This window comes from Pseudomonas sp. DCB_BI (assembly GCF_026240995.1).
Taxonomy (GTDB): Bacteria; Pseudomonadota; Gammaproteobacteria; order Pseudomonadales; family Pseudomonadaceae; genus Aquipseudomonas.
The window spans coordinates 338,551-354,874 of sequence record NZ_JAPFCG010000001.1; the positions used below are offsets into that span (position 1 = coordinate 338,551).

The following is a 16,324-nucleotide window of genomic DNA, read 5'->3' on the forward strand; positions in this document are numbered from 1 at the left end:
TGCGCCACTTTTTCCAGGAGGCGTCGTCCATGGACCCGCGCAGTGAAGTGTTGCTCCGCCAGGCAGAGCTGTTCCAGGGGCCGCTGCTGCTCGCCGGCGCCCCCGCCGACGACTTGCTCGGCCAGTTGCCCCAGGCCCAGGCCTGGACTTGGCATGCCGGCGATCAGGCCATGCTCGACAGCCGCTTCGCCGGTCGCAGCCATTATGCGGTGGCACCTCCAGCTGCGGCTTTTGACAGCGCCGTGCTGTTCCTGCCCAAATCCCGCGAGCTGGCAGCCTACCTGCTCAATGCCTTGGCCGCGCGCCTGGCTGGCCGTGAGCTGTACCTGGTTGGAGAAAAGCGCGGCGGTATCGAAGGCGCAGCCAAGCAGTTGCAGGCCTTCGGCAAGCCGCGCAAGCTCGACAGCGCCCGCCATTGCCAGCTCTGGCAGGTGACCGTCGAACACGCGCCCGAGGCCAAGCCCCTGGAAACCCTAGCCGAGCGCTTCGAGTTGGCCCTGGAAGACGGCCCGCTGCAAGTGGTCAGCCTGCCCGGGGTGTTCAGCCACGGCCGCCTCGACCGGGGCACCGCGCTGCTGCTCAAGCACCTGAATGGCCTGCCCAGCGGGCACGTGCTGGACTTTGGCTGCGGTGCCGGGGTGCTGGGCGCAACGGTCAAACGCCGTTACCCGCAAAACCGGGTGACACTGTTGGACGTGGATGCCTTCGCCGTGACCGCCAGCCGCCTGACGTTGGCCGCCAATGGGCTGGAGGGTGAGGTGATCAGCGGTGACGGCATCGACGCGGCGCCAACCGGGTTGAGCCTGATCCTGAGCAACCCACCGTTCCACACCGGGGTTCACACCAGCTACCAGGCCTCGGAAAACTTGCTGAAAAAATCGGCCGATCATCTGCAAAAAGGCGGCGAAATGCGCCTGGTCGCCAATAGCTTCCTGCGCTACCAGCCGCTGATCGAAGGGGCGTTGGGCAACTGCCAAGTACGCGAAGAAGCCGATGGCTTCCGTATCTACCAGGCCACGCACGGATAAAAACAGCGCTTGCCGAAAGCGTTTTACCGAGGCAGAATCCGCACCGTCCTAGGGGAGTAGTCTCCCGCGAGCACCCAGCTCGCCCGGTACGCGTCAACATACTTGGTCCACAGACCATGGCGCGTGCGACCCCCATGCGAGCCTGCATGGAGAGATCCGCATAGACGGATACGGGGTTTGACAAGACCTATGACACGCACACCTTACCCGGGGCGGGGAGGCTGTACGTGTCATAGCCGTGTCGACCCGCCCCCGTAGGAATCCTGATGCTGGAATCTCTGTTGGTCCCCACCGCTATCGTTGCTCTCGCCGAAATCGGCGACAAGACGCAACTGCTCGCGCTCATTCTCGCTGCCCGCTTCCGCAAGCCATGGCCGATCATCGCCGGCATCATCGCCGCCACCCTGGCCAACCATGCCGCAGCCGGTGCCGTTGGCGCGTGGGTCGGCAGTTTCTTCAGTGATTCGGCACTGCACTGGATCCTGGCTGCGAGCTTTACCGCTACGGCGCTGTGGACCCTGGTGCCGGACAAGATGGACGACGACGAGAACCCGGCACGCCGCTTCGGGCCATTCCTGACCACGCTGATCGCATTCTTCCTGGCGGAAATCGGCGACAAGACCCAGGTCGCCACGGTGATGCTGGCTGCACAGTACCCGCACCTGATCATGGTCATCATCGGTACCACCCTCGGCATGCTGATTGCCAACGTGCCGGTGGTGCTGGCGGGTAACTTCGCGGCCGACAAGCTGCCATTGACGTTGATTCGCCGCCTGGCGGCCACGGCGTTCTTCGTGCTGGCGATCGTGGCCGTTTACTCGGCGATGAAGGCCAGTGGCTGGATTGGGTAACATGAAAAGGGGGGCGCTTGGCGCCCCCACGATTCAAGCGATTACTGCTTGGCCGCAGCCTGATACAGCGGCATCACCTTCGGAATCGCCGCCTGCAATGAAGCAATGCGGCTATCGGACGCCGGGTGAGTGCTCATGAACTCGGGCGGCGCCCCTTCGGAGGCCTTGCTCATCTTGTTCCACAGCGTGATCGCGGCGTTCGGGTCGTAGCCGGCACGCGCCGACAGTTCCAGGCCAATCAGGTCGGCCTCGTTTTCGTTGGCCCGGCTGTTGGGCAGGGTCATGGCGTAGTTCACCACCGTGTCGGCCATCGCCATGCTGCTCTGGCCGAGGCCGAAGATGGCACCGGCACCCTGGCGGGCCATTTCCACACCGTACGCCTTGGACATGGCTTCACGGCTGTGTTCACGCAGGGCATGCGCGATCTCGTGGCCCACTACGGCGGCAATTTCCGCGTCGGTGAGTTTGAGCTGATCGATCAGGCCGGTGTAGACGATGATCTTGCCGCCAGGGCCGCAGTTGGCGTTCAGCTCATCACTCTTGATCACGTTGACTTGCCAGTCCCACTGCGCAGCATCCGGGCGGAACTTGGGCGCCTGGGCGATCAGGCGATTGGCGATTGCCTGCACACGCTTGGCATCGGCGCTGGACTTGTCGAGCACACCCTTGCTCGAGGCTTCACCCAGGGTCTGCTGGTACGACTGGGCGTACATCTGGTTGACCTCATCGGTCGAGAGCATGCTGAACATGTACTGCTGGCGCTCGACGCCGACAGCACCGCCGCTGGTGGTGTTCACCGCCTGGCAGCCGGCCAGCAGGATGCCAGCACTCAAAAGGCTGACGACAAAAGACTTACGCATGAAAACACTCCCTTTTTACATGCGCCGTATCCTAGGCCGAGTCGCCAGTAGCCGCTATAGCCGCAGGGAAGATTTTCGTCGCCGGCATTGGCCTCAGCCGCGAACAGCCCGGGGCAGGCAGTACCTCAGGCCGGGGTCAGACACTCCGGCGCATCCAGCTTGGGATCATTGACGAAAGTCGCCAAAGCCCGCTCGCGCAGTTGGCCCGGCGGGCTGGCCAGCAGTTCGTGCAAACGGGTAACCGGCGTATCCGGGTCGAGCCAGGCCGCCTGCCCGGCTTCGTCAAGGATCAGCGGCCGGCGCTGGTTCATGGCGGCCTGGGTCACCACCGCGCAGCTCAGCCATACCTGGTCCTGCACCGGGTAGGCCTCCCAGACAGCAGCAAAATACAGCGAGGCGCCCTCCCCCGGCGTCAGCCAATAGGGGCGCTTGCGCACGGTACCCCGCCACTCGTAAAAACCGTTGGCCGGCATCAGGCAACGGCGCTGGCGAAACGCCTCGCGGAACATGGGTTGCTCGGCCAACGTTTCGGCACGGGCATGGGCAGGGGTGCGGGACAGGTCGGTAAGCCAGGCCGGGGTCAGCCCCCAGCGCGCCTTGGCCAACTGCTGCTGGCCCTCGAGCTGGCGCTGGATCAGCACCGAAGCCCCGGGCGCAATATTCCATTGGGCCGGCTGGCCTGCGGGAAAGCCCGGCAGACTGGCAAGGGCCTGGGGCCAGCGAAACAGGGCGTAACGTCCACACATGGGCGAATTCAGAACCTAGCAGATCAAGGTACCGGGGAAACTCTCCGGTTCGTCGCCAACCAGTGGCTGGGCACCATTGTACGCATCGATCAGCTGCCGTGCGTACTCGGCCTGCTCATCCGCCACCGCTAGGCCGAGCAGCCCTTGCACAGGCAGTTCGCCCACAGCGCCCATCAAGTCACGGCCCATCAATTGCACGTCGATGCCCTCGCTGGCCAGCATGCCCACAAGCATTTCGGCTTCAAGCAGGTTTTCCGGTTCGTAGATCCGCCGCATCAGTCGTTCTCGCCAAAAACATCCAGCATCCATTCCTCGCCATGAACCTGCAGCACGAAGCGGATAGGCTTGCAGCACACCTGACAATCCTCGATGTACTCCTGATCGCCGCCGGACAGGTCCACCGTGGTTTCGACTTCTTCGCCACAATAAGGGCAATCGTAGATCGCAATTTCAAGCATCGCGGCCTCCGGGGTGACTTATGCGTATAATTGCCGGTCTGTTTGAAGGGCCTGTGTGCGTCCGAGCCGTTTTTCGGAGCCCGCCCCTACCTTATTACCCTAGCCGTTTCCAACAAGAGAGCATGATGGGCGAATTCGATGCCATCCGACCGTACGACGATGCTGAGGTCCCTGCCGTTCTGGCACGCCTGCTCAGCGACCCGGCATTCCTCGATATCCTCACCCACTTTCGCTTCCCGCGCGCGGCCGGAGCTCTCGGCTGGTTGCTCAAGCCGCTGATCGCCCGACGCCTGCGCAAGGAGTTCGCCGGTGTCACCTGCGTTTCGACCTTGCAGGACAAAGTCGAGTACTACGTCGACCAGACCATCGATCGCGCCACCGACGGCGTCACTTATTCGGGCGTGGAACAGCTCAAGGCCGGTACCGCCTATCTGTTCCTGGCCAACCACCGCGACATCGTCATGGACCCGGCGTTCGTCAACTACGCGGTGTACCACGCAGGCTTGCCCACCCCACGCATCGCCATCGGTGACAACCTGCTGCAAAAGCCGTTCGTCAGCGACATGATGCGCCTGAACAAGAGCTTCATCGTGCACCGCTCGATCAGTGGGCGCCGGGAAAAGCTCGCTGCCTACCAGTTGCTCTCGGCCTACATCAATCACTCGATCCGCAATGACGCGACCTCGATCTGGATTGCCCAGGCTGAAGGCCGGGCCAAGGACGGTGATGATCGTACTGACTCGGCGATCCTCAAGATGTTCCACATGAGCCGCAAGGACGAGGCGTTCGGGGCAGTTATCCAGAGCCTGAACCTGACCCCGGTGTCGATCAGCTACGAATACGACCCATGCGACCAGGCCAAGGCCCGCGAGCTGTACATCCGCGCCACCACCGGCACCTACAAGAAGGCACCGGGCGAGGACGACAACAGCATTGCCAAGGGTATTACCGGCTACAAGGGGCGGGTGCACATCAACTTTGCCCCCCCGGTGACCGAGTACTACGAGGACACCAAGCAGCTGGCGGCGGAAATCGACCGGCAGATTCTGGGTGGCTACCGGTTGTTCCCGGTGCACTACCTGGCCTATGCGATGTGGGAAGGCAAGGACGAAGCCCTGCAAGTGCCGGGGGCGGAGAAGGTGTTCCCGGCGGACGAACTGGCCAAAGCCAAGGAAGAATGGCAGCGCCGGCTGGATGCCTGCCCTGAAGAGCAGCGTCCGTACCTGGTGCTGCAGTATGCGACCCCGGTGCGTAACCAGTACCAGGTCAAGCAGCAGGCACCGGTAGCCTGACAGATACCGGGGCTGCTGTGCGGCCCCGGAATTTCAGAGCCAGGTACTGAACCAGGACAGCAGCAACGCCATCGCCAGGCAAGCAAACCCAAGAATATAAAAGTACTTGGGCACCCGCAGGTCGAACGCATCCACCAGCCCTTCCTCCAGTGCCAGGCTCTCGCGGGTTTCGGCCTCGCGCCGCCGCGCGCTGTGCAGCAGCAACCCGCCCGGGCAGGTCAGCAGCAGCGCCAGTACGTTGATCAGCTTGGTAGGATGGGCGGCCAGGAACCCCCAGAGCACTTGCAAGGACATCACGCAACCTCGGTGAAAGCGACGGCAAAGGTCCGCATTCTACCCAACTCGCCCCGTGGCGCCCGGCCTTGGCGACAAACTGTCATTAAATTTCATCTGTCATCCGCTCGTCATCTGAGCAGGCCACCCTGTCGGCCTTTTCATGACACGGAGCTTGTTCATGCTGCACGCCGAAAACCAGGACCGCCTCTACCTCGTCGCCCAGAGCGATGAACAACAGGCGCTGATCGATGGTTTTGCCATCAATGTGCAGGACCGTCAGTGGCTGGTCTACTGTGCGCTGGGCGGGCATGCGCATGAGAATTTGCCGGAGGTGGATGCCAGCACCGGCTTCAGCCTGCTGGATTTCCACATAGCAGCAGCGTGAGCCTGTACCGACGAAGAGGCCGGTACAGGCAACAACACGCTTACTGGCCGAGCACCTGGCCGATGGTCGGGTCTTTGAACAAGCGGGTCAGTGCATCGCTCAGCACATCGCCAACCAGCTGGGTGTTGGTGTCCTGGTTCGGCGCCATCCCGAAACGCTGGTCCAGCGAAGCACCGTAACGGCCGTTGTAGCTGCGGCCGCCGTTTTTCACATCTGCACGGAACGTGGCGCCAATGGTGGCCTCGGTCACATAGAGGTTGTCTTTCGGCGACTGATACTTCAGCTCTGCCAGGGTCACGGTCAGCTGCGGTGCGTTGTAGGCGTTCGGCGTCGGGGTGAAGCCGAGCAGGCGCACAGCAGCCTCGGCCTGGGCCTGCAGCTTGGGCACGATGTCGTTACCGCTGACACTGATGGTGCTGGTCTCGGGGTACATGCCACCGCGGGTGCCCAGGGACTGCGATGGGCGGCCGTCAACCACCCGGACCACCACCGGCTGGCCGTGGCCGACCGGGGCCAACTGGGCCTTGAGCGTGGGTTGCGGGTTGAGTTGTTGCGGGCTGTGGGCACAACCGACCAGGCTAAGGCTGGCCACGGCAAGCAAACCGAACAACAGACGTTGCAACATGCGCGTTTCTCCAGAAAATGCGGCTAAGGGGCACAGTATACCTAGCCTGATATCGACCAGTCATCGGTCCGAACCGCTTGTCACAATCGTTTCATGGCCGCGCCCGTATCCTTGCACCAAGCCCTAACGCAAAGGACTCGTCGCCATGGCCTCGCTCTGGACCTTGCTCTTCCAACGCCCGCGCCACAACGTTTACGCCCGCCTCGATGGACAAGGCAAATGCCTGGCCTTCAAGCAATGCACCCAGGCACCCAGCGGCAGCGGCTGGGTGCAGATCGGCGAAATTCAGCTGGCCTGGCTGGGCCGCGAACTGCCCGCCAGCGCCCGGGTTTGCGCCCGCGCAAGCCGCCGCTGGCACCAGCGCATCCTCGCGGCCTGACAAACGCTGCAATAAAAACCACGAATGGCGACATTTCTGCCCGCGACATCGCTATAATCTCCCCCCGATTATAAGGACGTCTCCTGATCGGGCCCCGCATTCGCCGATTGACCCCGGCAACTTCACCGCTTAGCCCACAGAGAGCCTTCCACTCAGGTCTTGCATCGGCTGTCGTGCCTGCTTTTCCGGCCCTTCACACTGCATGAACCTGCGGGTTGCCATCGCGCAGTCCCCTTTTGAGGTTCACGTCTCCAAAAGAGCGTGAAAAAACGGTTTTCACAACTTCACAAGAGTGTGGCGAGCAAATGAACAGTCTGGCATGTGCAAAAGCGGCAGATGTTTCCCGAACAGCCCTGAACAGGCGGCAAATACGCTCATCGCGCATGAGTGTCTGAACCGTTCCATAACGCACGCACGACACCTTGACCATAAGTCGAATTGCCGCACCTGTGGCAAACGGCGTTCAATACCTGAACCCGAAGACTGATTGGCGGTGTCCGCGGAAGTTGAAAGAACTGCGAAAAGTCGGACATGGCGACCCTGGCGAACCCAGGTCCTATGCTGTCAATTAGGTAGCTGTAGATTGTGGAGACGCGTTAAATGGCGCAGAACGAATCGGTTGATGTGGTACTGGTAGGCGCGGGCATCATGAGTGCCACCCTGGCCGTACTGCTCAAGGAGCTTGACCCGAACCTGAAGCTTGAGGTCGTCGAGGCAATGGACTCCGGAGCCGCGGAAAGCTCCAACCCCTGGAACAACGCTGGTACCGGCCACGCCGGCCTGTGCGAGCTGAACTACACACCGCAGGCCGCCGATGGCAGCATCGACATCAAGAAGGCCGTGCACATCAACACCCAGTTCGAGGTTTCGCGCCAGTTCTGGGCCTACCTGAGCAAGAAGGGCAACTTCGGCTCGGCGCGTGCGTTCATCAACCCTGTCCCGCACCTGAGCTACGTCGAGGGTGACAAGGGTGTTTCCTTCCTCAAGAAGCGCTTCGAGCTGCTCAAGCAGCACCACGCCTTCGCCGACATGGAATACACCGAAGACAAGGCCGTGATGAACGACTGGATGCCGCTGATGATGCCTGGCCGCCCGGCCGACCAGCATATCGCCGCAACCCGCGTGGCCAAAGGTACCGATGTCAACTTCGGCGCCCTGACCAACAAGCTGCTCAAGCTGCTGGGAGACTCGCCGGACGCGCAGGTCAAGTACAGCAAGAAAGTCGTTGGCCTGCGCCGTAATGGCAGCGGCTGGACCGTGAGCATCAAGGACGTCAACAGCGGCGGCAGCCGCGAAGTGGATGCCCGCTTTGTGTTTCTCGGCGCCGGTGGCGCGGCCCTGCCGTTGCTGCAGTTGTCCGGCATCCCGGAAAGCAAGGGCTTCGGCGGCTTCCCGGTCAGCGGCCAGTGGCTGCGTTGCGACAACCCGGAAATCGTCAAGCAGCACCAGGCCAAGGTCTACAGCCAGGCCGCTGTCGGCGCCCCGCCGATGTCGGTACCGCACCTGGACACCCGCGTCGTGGACGGCAAGACTTCGCTGCTGTTCGGCCCATATGCCGGTTTCACTACCAAGTTCCTCAAGCACGGTTCGCTGATGGACCTGCCGCTGTCGGTACGCATGGGCAACATTGGCCCAATGCTGGCCGTGGCCCGCGACAACATGGACCTGACCAAGTACCTGGTCAGCGAAGTGATGCAGTCGATGGAGCAGCGCCTGGAAGCCCTGCGTCGCTTCTATCCACAGGCCAAGGCTGAAGACTGGCGCCTGGAAGTGGCAGGTCAGCGCGTCCAGATCATCAAGAAAGACCCGAAGAAAGGCGGCGTGCTGCAGTTCGGTACCGAGCTGGTCTCGGCACAGGACGGCAGCCTGGCGGCACTGCTCGGCGCATCGCCGGGTGCTTCGGTAACCGTATCGATCATGCTGGAACTGATCGAGCGCTGCTTCCCCGAGCAGGCCAAGGGTGCCTGGGCTGCCAAGCTCAAGGAAATCTTCCCCGCACGCGAGAAGACCCTGGCGACCGATGCTGCCCTGTACCACAAGATCAGTGCCGAAAACGACGTGGCGCTGGACCTGGCAGAAAGCAGCCCGGCGGCCAAGCATTACGCCTGAACCGCCCGCTAACGAAAAAACGCCCCTCGGGGCGTTTTTTTGTGTCTGGCGATCTATCAACCTGTGTGGGCCTCTTCGCGGGCTTGCCCGCTCCCACAGGTTCGGCGCTGCCCTCATCCCTGTGGGAGCGGGCGAGCCCGCGAAAGGGCCAGCACAGGTTGAAGATCAGCCGCGGGCGTTATCGATGATCTCGATGTACTCCGGCGCATTGCGCTGGTCGGCAATCTGCTCGACGAAGGTCTTGCCGTGCTCGTCCTTGCCATCCAGGTCCAGGCCAGCTTCGACGAAGAAGCCGACAAAGCGCTCGAAGTCATCGACGCGCAGGCCACGGTAAGCCTTGACCAGCTTGTGCAGCGACGGCGAGGTCACGCCATCGGCCGGCTCGAACTGAAGGAACGACTTGATGTAGTCGTCGCTGATTTCGTCACCGATTACCTGTTTCTTGTCTTTACGCATTGCCGACTCCAACTGGACCATCACGGAATTTCGAAGGCCGGCAGTTTACCCCTCGCAGGCTACGCGCCTCAACGCGTACGTACGGTGCCGGTGTGCAAGTCGGCCCATATATGGCCGTTGCCATACGTAAGAAACTGCACGTACAGCGTTTCGTTGCGCAACAGGTCCATGATCACCCGGTAGTCGCTCACCGGGTAATTCAGGCTCAAGGTGCGGGTTTTTTCGTCATACACCGGCTTCTTCAGGCTCTTGGCGGCTTCACCGTCGAAGGTCAGCAGCACCTGAGCGATGGTGGCGCCCTTGCTCAACGGCTTGCCCTTCAGGCGCACCTGCAGCGACGAAGTGATCGGGATCGGTTGCTGGTCGGACTGGCGCTGGGCCCCGACTACCACCGAGTAATCGGTCACTTGCAGCAGTTGCTGGCTGGTCGGCGCTTCCTGGCGCAGGGACAGGTCGTCAGGTGGCAGGAACTGGCTGTGCAGGGGTGCGGCGGCGAGTGGCAGGCTGAAGGCCAACAGGAGGGGAAGAATCGCACGCATGTGAGGCTCCTTGTATGAAGGAGCACTCTAGCACGCTGTGTCTGGGCTGTACCGGCGCCATCAATCGAACTGCGCGCGCAACCAGGCCTGGTACTCGGCTACACCCGCCTCACCCTCGCGCGGCGCCCAGTGCGCATGCTCGCCCTCGCCTACCGGCCGGTACGGCCCAGCCTTGCACTCGAACAGGATGCTGTCGGGCTCCAGCACCACCAAGCCATGGTAGGTACCCGGCGCCAGGTCGACACCCAGGCAGTCGCCCCCAGCCTGCAGCACCCGCTTGGCAGTGACCCCGCCCTGCTCATCGAAAATCAGCAGGCCAAAGCGCCCCTTGAGCACCAGCAAGGTCTCTGCCTTGTCGGCGCTCAGGTGGCGGTGCGGCGGGATGTAGGTCGTCGGCTGCAACCCGACCGCCATGCGATGGCACGGCTCTTCCATTTCGTGGAAGGTGTGATGCTGCCGCCCGCGCGGGTTGGCAGCAGCCTTTTCGGCCAGCCCGGCGAACAGCGATTGGTCGATGAACGCAGGCTGGCGCATGATCACAGCCCCTTCACGGCGAAGATGCCGTTGGCGTTGCGCCAGTAGCCTTTGTAGTCCATGCCGTAACCGAAGATGTAGCGGTCGACGCAGGGCAGGCCCACGTAGTTGGCCTTGAGGTCCGGGCTGGCCTTGCGGTCGTGGTCCTTGTCGATCAGCACCGCAGTGTGCACCGAGCGCGCGCCGGCATGCTTGCAGAACTCGATGATGGCGCTGAGGGTGTGGCCTTCGTCGAGGATGTCGTCGACGATCAGCACGTCACGGTCGATGAACGACACTTCCGGCTTGGCCTTCCAGAACAACTCGCCGCCGCTGGTCTGGTTGCGGTAGCGGGTGGCGTGCAGGTACGAGGCTTCCAGCGGGAACTGCAGGTGGGTCAGCAGTTTGCCGGAGAAGATCAGGCCACCGTTCATTACGCAGAACACCACCGGGTTCTTGTCGTGCAGGTCTTTGCAGATCTGCTCGCCGACCTTGGCGATGGCCGCTTCGACTTCGGCTTCGGTGTACAGGCAGTCAGCTTCACGCATGACTTGACGGATATGCTCGAGATCGGCGGACATGGCGCTCTCCGGGGTGCAATTTGGAAAAGCGGGCAAAGGTACGCATCCGCTCGTCACAGATCAAGCATTTATGGACTAACGTCCAGAATGACCAGACGACAGCACAGGCTGAATAGATTAATCTAGCGCGGTTTTTTTGCCCGCCTTTCGGAGCCCCCCTATGCCCACTCGTGAGATCCGCCATCCGCTGATCCGCCACAAGCTCGGCCTGATGCGCCGTGCCGATATCAGCACCAAGAATTTTCGCGAACTCGCCCAGGAAGTCGGCGCCCTTCTGACCTATGAGGCCACCCAGGACCTGCCACTCGAAACCTACGAGATCGACGGCTGGTGTGGCAAGGTCTCGGTGGAAAAAATCGCCGGCAAGAAGATCACTGTGGTACCGATCCTGCGCGCCGGCATCGGCATGCTCGATGGCGTGCTCAGCCTGATCCCGGGTGCCAAGGTCAGCGCCGTTGGCGTTGCCCGCAACGAAGAAACCCTGGAAGCCCACACCTACCTGGAAAAGCTCGCGCCAGACATCAACCAGCGCCTGGCCCTGATCATCGACCCGATGCTGGCCACTGGCGGTTCGATGGTCGCCACCATCGACCTGCTGAAAAAGGCTGGCTGCAAAGAGATTCGCGCCATGGTGCTGGTCGCCGCGCCAGAAGGCATCGAGGTGGTGGAAAAAGCCCACCCGGACGTGAAAATCTACACCGCCTCGATCGACCAGCGCCTGAACGAGCACGGCTACATCGTGCCAGGCCTGGGCGATGCCGGTGACAAGATCTTCGGCACCAAGCAAAAGGACGCCTGACCATGCAGGACGGCTTCAACGACCCGCTCTGGCGCCAGGTCGTTTCGGGCGCGCAGATGCTTTTCGTGGCATTCGGCGCGCTGGTGCTGATGCCCCTGATCACCGGCCTGGACCCGAACGTCGCGCTGTTCACTGCCGGCATCGGCACCTTGCTGTTCCAGCTGGTCACCGGCCGTCAGGTACCGGTGTTCCTGGCTTCGAGCTTTGCCTTCATCACCCCTATCATCCTCGCCAAGGGCCAGTTCGGCCTGGCCGAGACCATGGGCGGCGTGATGGCTGCAGGCTTCGTGTACACCTTCATGGGCCTGATGGTAAAAATCAAAGGCACCGGTTTCATCGACCGCATGCTGCCGCCCGTGGTGATCGGCCCGGTAATCATCTCCATCGGCCTGGCCATGGCGCCTATCGCCGCCAACATGGCAATGGGCAAAGGTGGGGATGGTACAGCGCTGATGCCGTACAAGACGGCCATGCTGATCTCGATGCCAGCGCTGCTGACAACCTTGATCGTTGCCGTATTCGGCAAGGGCATTTTCCGCCTGGTACCCATCATCTCCGGCGTGCTGGTGGGCTTTGCCCTGTCGTTCGCCTTTGGCGTGGTCGACACCGCCAGGATCGCTGCCGCACCGTGGCTGGAAATCCCCAATTTCACCGCCCCTGCGTTCAACTGGCAGGCCATTCTGTTCATCGTTCCGGTTGCGCTGGCGCCGGCGATCGAGCATATCGGCGGGGTGATCGCGGTGGGCAGCGTGACCGGTCGTGACTACCTGAAGAAGCCTGGCCTGCACCGGACGTTGCTGGGGGACGGCCTGGCGACTACTGCAGCCGGCCTGTTCGGCGGCCCGCCCAACACTACCTATGCCGAAGTGACCGGCGCGGTGATGCTGACCAAGAACTACAACCCGAAGATCATGACCTGGGCGGCGGTCTTCGCCATTACCCTGGCGTTCATCGGTAAGTTCGGCGCGCTGCTGCAGAGCATCCCGGTGCCGGTGATGGGCGGCATTCTGTGCCTGCTGTTCGGCTCGATCGCAGCGGTGGGCATGAACACCATGATCCGCCACAAGATCGACCTGGCCGAAGCACGCAACCTGGTGATCGTCTCGGTGACATTGGTGTTCGGTATCGGCGGCGTGCTGATCGGCAGCGGTGACGGCCCGGATGACTGGGGCCTGAAGGGCATCGCCCTGTGCGCCATTGTGGCTATTGCGCTGAACCTGATTCTGCCGGGCAATGATGGCTGGAAGCACAAGAAGCTGGATGTATAAACGGTCGGAAGGGGCCGCAAGGCGGCCCCTTCGATTCAGGCCTTGTCACACATATCAGCCAACACCCTCACCCACTCCGGGTGATCATTCAGGCACGGCACCAGCACCAGCTCCCGGCCACCCGCCTCGACAAACTGCTCGCTGCCACGCATGCCTATCTCTTCCAGCGTTTCGATGCAATCCGCCACAAACGCCGGGCACATCACCAGCAGCTTCTTCACACCTGCCTTGGCCAGCTCATCCAACCGCGTCTCGGTGTAGGGTTCGATCCACTTGTCCCGGCCCAGCCGCGACTGGAACGATACCGACCACTTGCCATCAGGTATGCCCATTCTCTGCGCAAAGGCTTTGGCCGTAGCCAGGCATTGCCCGCGATAGCAAACCGAACGTACTTCGGCGGTCGCTTCGTAGCAGCAATCGGCAGCACGCAGGTCGTGCTTGACCCCTTTCGGAAACAGCTTTTTCAGGTGCCGTTCCGGCAAACCATGGAAGCTCAACAGCAGGTGGTCGTAACCCGTCTCAAGGTACGGCCGGGCACTGGCAGCCAGTGCCTCGATGTACGCCGGGTGCTCGTAGAACGGCTGCAGCACACGCATCTGCAACGGCAACTGGCGCTCGCTGACTGTCTGTTTTGCCTGCTCGACCACCGTGGTCACCGTGCTGTCGGCGAACTGTGGATACAGCGGCGCCAAAGTCACCTTGCGCACACCTTCGGCGGCCAGCCGCTCCAACACATCAGGCAACGCTGGCTGGCCGTAGCGCATGGCAATTTCCACTGGGCCATGCGGCCAGTGCTCGACCATCGCGGCCTGCAGCCGACGGGTCAGCACCACCAGAGGCGAGCCCTCCTCCCACCAGATCGAAGCGTAGGCATGTGCCGACTGCTCTGGGCGCTTGATCAGGATCAGCGACACCAGCAAGCGCCGCAACGGCCACGGCAGGTCGACCACGTACGGGTCCATGAGGAACTGGTTGAGGTAGCGGCGTACATCGGCCACCGAGGTGGAGGCCGGGGAACCCAGGTTGACCAGCAGCAGGGCATGATCGGTCATGCAGCGTCCTATGTCAGAGGCGGCTGGACAAATTGTCCAGGGCCGATTGCAGATCGTTGAAACGGAAGGTGAAGCCTGCCGCGAGCAAGCGCACTGGGCGCGCCCGCTGGCCACCGAGCAGCAGCATCGACAGCTCGCCCAAGCCTGCCTTCAGCAGAAATGCGGGCACCGGCAGCAGTGCCGGCCTGTGCAAGGTACGCCCCAGGCGCTTGGCGAACTCGCGGTTGCGCACCGGCTCGGGCGCGCAGGCATTATAAGGACCGCTGGCATCCTTGTGCTGCAACAGAAAATCTATCAGGGCGACCTGGTCGTCTATATGGACCCAGGGCATCCATTGCCGCCCGTCGCCCAGAGGCCCGCCCAGTCCCAGTTTGAACGGCACGCGCAGGCGCGACAAAAAGCCGCCGTCGCTGGCCAGCACCAACCCGGTACGCACCAGCACCACGCGAATACCCTGGGCCTGGGAACGCTGGGCGGTCTCTTCCCAGGCAATGCATAACTGGCTGGCGAAATCTTCCCGCACGGGGGTTGAGGCCTCGGTCAGCTCGCGCTCACCGCCATCACCGTACCAGCCCACCGCAGACCCCGAAATCAACACTTCCGGGCGCTGCTCCCGGGTGCCGAGCCAAGCCAGCAGCTGCTCGGTGAGCGTAATGCGGCTGGCCCACAGCAGGTTGCGCCGGGCAGCCGTCCAAGGCCGGTCGGCAATCGGCGCCCCCGCGAGGTTGACCACCGCGTCGAGCTGATCATCCGGCTCCAGCTGCTCCAACCGGGCGATACCCCGTACGCCAGTGCCGCAAATTTTCGGCACATCCTGAGGGCGCCGGCTCCACACTGTCAGCCGATGGCCCTGGCCAAGCCAGTAGTGGCAAAGGTGCTTGCCAATCAACCCAGTGCCGCCCGTCAGCAATATATGCATGGCTGTGTCCTCGCAGAATGCGGCGGTGGTCTATTTTTAACATCAAGGCACTTTTTTGACCCGACGCTCTCGGATAAACATAGGCCAACCTGACCGCTTAAGCGGAATAACCTTATACAAATTTTGCACATTGTACAGGTTTGCCTGAAAGCGTACTCTGCTCACAGCAAGGTTCGAAGAGGCCATCATGACAGTACCTATTGCCATCATCGGGGCCGGTATCGCCGGCCTGTCAGCCGCCCAAGCCCTGCAGAAGGCCGGGCAATCCGTGCACTTGTTCGACAAAGGCCACGGCAGTGGGGGGCGCATGGCCAGCAAGCGCAGCGAGGCCGGCGCACTCGACCTCGGTGCCCAATATTTCACTGCGCGTGACCGGCGCTTTGTCGACCAGGTGCAGCAATGGGTTGCCGCCGGCTGGGCCGAACAGTGGAAACCGCAGCTGTACAACTACCGGGATGGCACCCTCAGCCCTTCCCCGGACGAGCAGACGCGCTGGGTCGGCGTGCCACGAATGAGTGCCATCACCCGCGGCCTGCTCAAGGACGTCACGGTCAATTTCGGCTGCCGCATTGCCGAAGTGTTCCGCGGCAAACAGTACTGGCACCTGCAGGACACCGAAGGCTGCAGCCACGGCCCCTACAGCCGCGTCGTGATCGCAGTCCCTGCCCCCCAGGCCACACCACTGCTGGCCGCCACCCCGAAACTGGCGGCGGTGGCTGCGGGTGTGCAGATGGAGCCCACCTGGGCCGTTGCACTGGCCTTCCAGGCAGCCCTGGACACGCCGATGCAAGGCTGCTTCGTCCAGGACAACCCACTCGACTGGCTGGCCCGCAACCGCAGCAAGCCAGGCCGGGACGAACAGCTCGACACCTGGGTACTGCACGCCACTGCCGACTGGAGCCGGCAGCACATCGACCTGTCCAAGGAAGAAGTCATCGAACAGCTGTGGGGCGAATTCGCCGAGCTGGTCGGCTGCGTGGTACCCGAGCCAACCTTTGCCCTGGCCCACCGCTGGCTATACGCCCGCCCCAGCAGCAACCATGAATGGGGCGCACTGGCCGATGCCGACCAGGGCTTGTACGCCTGCGGCGACTGGTGCCTGTCCGGGCGGGTCGAAGGTGCATGGCTCAGTGGCCAGGAAGCGGCACGACGACTGCTCGAACACCTGGAGTGATTTAGCACTATACA

Annotated in this window: 21 protein-coding genes and 1 riboswitch; of the genes, 9 read left to right on the forward strand and 12 right to left on the reverse strand. The window is 62.5% G+C overall.

The window, feature by feature from the left end; translation table 11 throughout:
- Positions 1 to 29 precede the first annotated feature (29 nt).
- Complete coding sequence (locus tag OO258_RS01470) at positions 30 to 1,028, forward strand: class I SAM-dependent methyltransferase (RefSeq protein WP_266028585.1); 999 nt, start codon at positions 30 to 32, stop codon at positions 1,026 to 1,028.
- Positions 1,029 to 1,067: 39 nt separating this feature from the next.
- A riboswitch (yybP-ykoY riboswitch) is annotated at positions 1,068 to 1,206 on the forward strand.
- A gap of 88 nt (positions 1,207 to 1,294) precedes the next feature.
- The gene (locus tag OO258_RS01475) at positions 1,295 to 1,879 is read left to right on the forward strand and encodes a TMEM165/GDT1 family protein (protein WP_003247342.1); all 585 of its coding nucleotides are present in this window, start codon (positions 1,295 to 1,297) and stop codon (positions 1,877 to 1,879) included.
- A 41-nt stretch (positions 1,880 to 1,920) separates the two neighbouring features.
- Here OO258_RS01475 and OO258_RS01480 read toward each other — a convergent pair whose 3' ends face one another.
- From OO258_RS01480 to OO258_RS01495, 4 genes are all read right to left on the reverse strand, one after another.
- Complete coding sequence (locus OO258_RS01480; RefSeq protein ID WP_266028586.1) at positions 1,921 to 2,739, reverse strand: M48 family metallopeptidase; 819 nt, start codon at positions 2,737 to 2,739, stop codon at positions 1,921 to 1,923.
- Between the two features lie 125 nt (positions 2,740 to 2,864).
- Positions 2,865 to 3,485, reverse strand: a complete 621-nt coding sequence (locus tag OO258_RS01485) for an SOS response-associated peptidase (protein ID WP_266028587.1) — start codon at positions 3,483 to 3,485, stop codon at positions 2,865 to 2,867.
- Between the two features lie 15 nt (positions 3,486 to 3,500).
- Complete coding sequence (locus tag OO258_RS01490) at positions 3,501 to 3,761, reverse strand: DUF2007 domain-containing protein (protein ID WP_110745507.1); 261 nt, start codon at positions 3,759 to 3,761, stop codon at positions 3,501 to 3,503.
- Positions 3,761 to 3,943 (reverse strand): CPXCG motif-containing cysteine-rich protein, encoded by a 183-nt coding sequence (locus tag OO258_RS01495; RefSeq protein ID WP_266028588.1) that lies wholly within the window; start codon positions 3,941 to 3,943, stop codon positions 3,761 to 3,763. Before OO258_RS01495 ends, OO258_RS01490 begins: the two co-directional genes overlap by 1 nt.
- A gap of 122 nt (positions 3,944 to 4,065) precedes the next feature.
- Here OO258_RS01495 and OO258_RS01500 point away from each other — a divergent pair, with 122 nt between their 5' ends.
- Entirely contained in the window at positions 4,066 to 5,235 is a 1,170-nt protein-coding gene (locus OO258_RS01500) for a 1-acyl-sn-glycerol-3-phosphate acyltransferase (RefSeq protein ID WP_266028589.1), read from the forward strand.
- A 33-nt stretch (positions 5,236 to 5,268) separates the two neighbouring features.
- Here OO258_RS01500 and OO258_RS01505 read toward each other — a convergent pair whose 3' ends face one another.
- Positions 5,269 to 5,529 carry a hypothetical protein gene (locus OO258_RS01505; protein WP_110745504.1) on the reverse strand — a complete coding sequence of 87 codons (261 nt, stop codon included), beginning with the start codon at positions 5,527 to 5,529 and terminating at the stop codon, positions 5,269 to 5,271.
- Between the two features lie 160 nt (positions 5,530 to 5,689).
- Between OO258_RS01505 and OO258_RS01510 the strand changes: the two genes are divergently transcribed.
- Positions 5,690 to 5,896 (forward strand): hypothetical protein, encoded by a 207-nt coding sequence (locus OO258_RS01510; RefSeq protein WP_266028590.1) that lies wholly within the window; start codon positions 5,690 to 5,692, stop codon positions 5,894 to 5,896.
- 40 nt (positions 5,897 to 5,936) lie between these two features.
- Here OO258_RS01510 and OO258_RS01515 read toward each other — a convergent pair whose 3' ends face one another.
- Positions 5,937 to 6,521, reverse strand: a complete 585-nt coding sequence (locus OO258_RS01515) for a YajG family lipoprotein (protein WP_110745502.1) — start codon at positions 6,519 to 6,521, stop codon at positions 5,937 to 5,939.
- Between the two features lie 145 nt (positions 6,522 to 6,666).
- Between OO258_RS01515 and OO258_RS01520 the strand changes: the two genes are divergently transcribed.
- Positions 6,667 to 6,900, forward strand: a complete 234-nt coding sequence (locus OO258_RS01520) for a hypothetical protein (protein ID WP_266028591.1) — start codon at positions 6,667 to 6,669, stop codon at positions 6,898 to 6,900.
- A gap of 600 nt (positions 6,901 to 7,500) precedes the next feature.
- The gene (gene mqo, locus OO258_RS01525; RefSeq protein ID WP_110745500.1) at positions 7,501 to 9,009 is read left to right on the forward strand and encodes a malate dehydrogenase (quinone); all 1,509 of its coding nucleotides are present in this window, start codon (positions 7,501 to 7,503) and stop codon (positions 9,007 to 9,009) included.
- Between the two features lie 165 nt (positions 9,010 to 9,174).
- On the opposite strand, the gene OO258_RS01530 is transcribed toward mqo, so the two are convergent.
- The 4 genes from OO258_RS01530 to OO258_RS01545 form a co-directional block, all read right to left on the reverse strand.
- Positions 9,175 to 9,465, reverse strand: coding sequence for a PA4642 family protein (locus OO258_RS01530; RefSeq protein ID WP_051095858.1), 291 nt, complete (start codon positions 9,463 to 9,465; stop codon positions 9,175 to 9,177).
- A 68-nt stretch (positions 9,466 to 9,533) separates the two neighbouring features.
- Positions 9,534 to 10,004 (reverse strand): hypothetical protein, encoded by a 471-nt coding sequence (locus OO258_RS01535; protein ID WP_266028593.1) that lies wholly within the window; start codon positions 10,002 to 10,004, stop codon positions 9,534 to 9,536.
- 60 nt (positions 10,005 to 10,064) lie between these two features.
- Positions 10,065 to 10,538: a WbuC family cupin fold metalloprotein gene (locus OO258_RS01540; protein WP_266028594.1), complete on the reverse strand. Its 474-nt coding sequence runs from the start codon at positions 10,536 to 10,538 to the stop codon at positions 10,065 to 10,067.
- Between the two features lie 2 nt (positions 10,539 to 10,540).
- A complete protein-coding gene (locus OO258_RS01545; RefSeq protein WP_016501490.1) occupies positions 10,541 to 11,098 on the reverse strand; it encodes a hypoxanthine-guanine phosphoribosyltransferase in 558 nt (185 codons plus the stop codon).
- A 160-nt stretch (positions 11,099 to 11,258) separates the two neighbouring features.
- On the opposite strand from OO258_RS01545, the gene upp reads away from it, so the two are divergent.
- Together upp and OO258_RS01555 are read left to right on the forward strand one after the other, a co-directional pair.
- Positions 11,259 to 11,897: a uracil phosphoribosyltransferase gene (upp, locus tag OO258_RS01550; RefSeq protein WP_003247366.1), complete on the forward strand. Its 639-nt coding sequence runs from the start codon at positions 11,259 to 11,261 to the stop codon at positions 11,895 to 11,897.
- Between the two features lie 2 nt (positions 11,898 to 11,899).
- Positions 11,900 to 13,165 (forward strand): uracil-xanthine permease family protein, encoded by a 1,266-nt coding sequence (locus OO258_RS01555; protein WP_266028596.1) that lies wholly within the window; start codon positions 11,900 to 11,902, stop codon positions 13,163 to 13,165.
- A gap of 35 nt (positions 13,166 to 13,200) precedes the next feature.
- On the opposite strand, the gene hemH is transcribed toward OO258_RS01555, so the two are convergent.
- Together hemH and OO258_RS01565 are read right to left on the reverse strand one after the other, a co-directional pair.
- On the reverse strand, positions 13,201 to 14,217 hold the full coding sequence (hemH, locus tag OO258_RS01560; RefSeq protein WP_266028598.1) for a ferrochelatase: 1,017 nt from the start codon (positions 14,215 to 14,217) through the stop codon (positions 13,201 to 13,203).
- A 13-nt stretch (positions 14,218 to 14,230) separates the two neighbouring features.
- Positions 14,231 to 15,136 carry a TIGR01777 family oxidoreductase gene (locus tag OO258_RS01565; RefSeq protein WP_110745495.1) on the reverse strand — a complete coding sequence of 302 codons (906 nt, stop codon included), beginning with the start codon at positions 15,134 to 15,136 and terminating at the stop codon, positions 14,231 to 14,233.
- Positions 15,137 to 15,323: 187 nt separating this feature from the next.
- Between OO258_RS01565 and OO258_RS01570 the strand changes: the two genes are divergently transcribed.
- Positions 15,324 to 16,310, forward strand: a complete 987-nt coding sequence (locus OO258_RS01570; RefSeq protein WP_110745494.1) for an NAD(P)/FAD-dependent oxidoreductase — start codon at positions 15,324 to 15,326, stop codon at positions 16,308 to 16,310.
- The last annotated feature ends 14 nt before the right edge of the window (positions 16,311 to 16,324 follow it).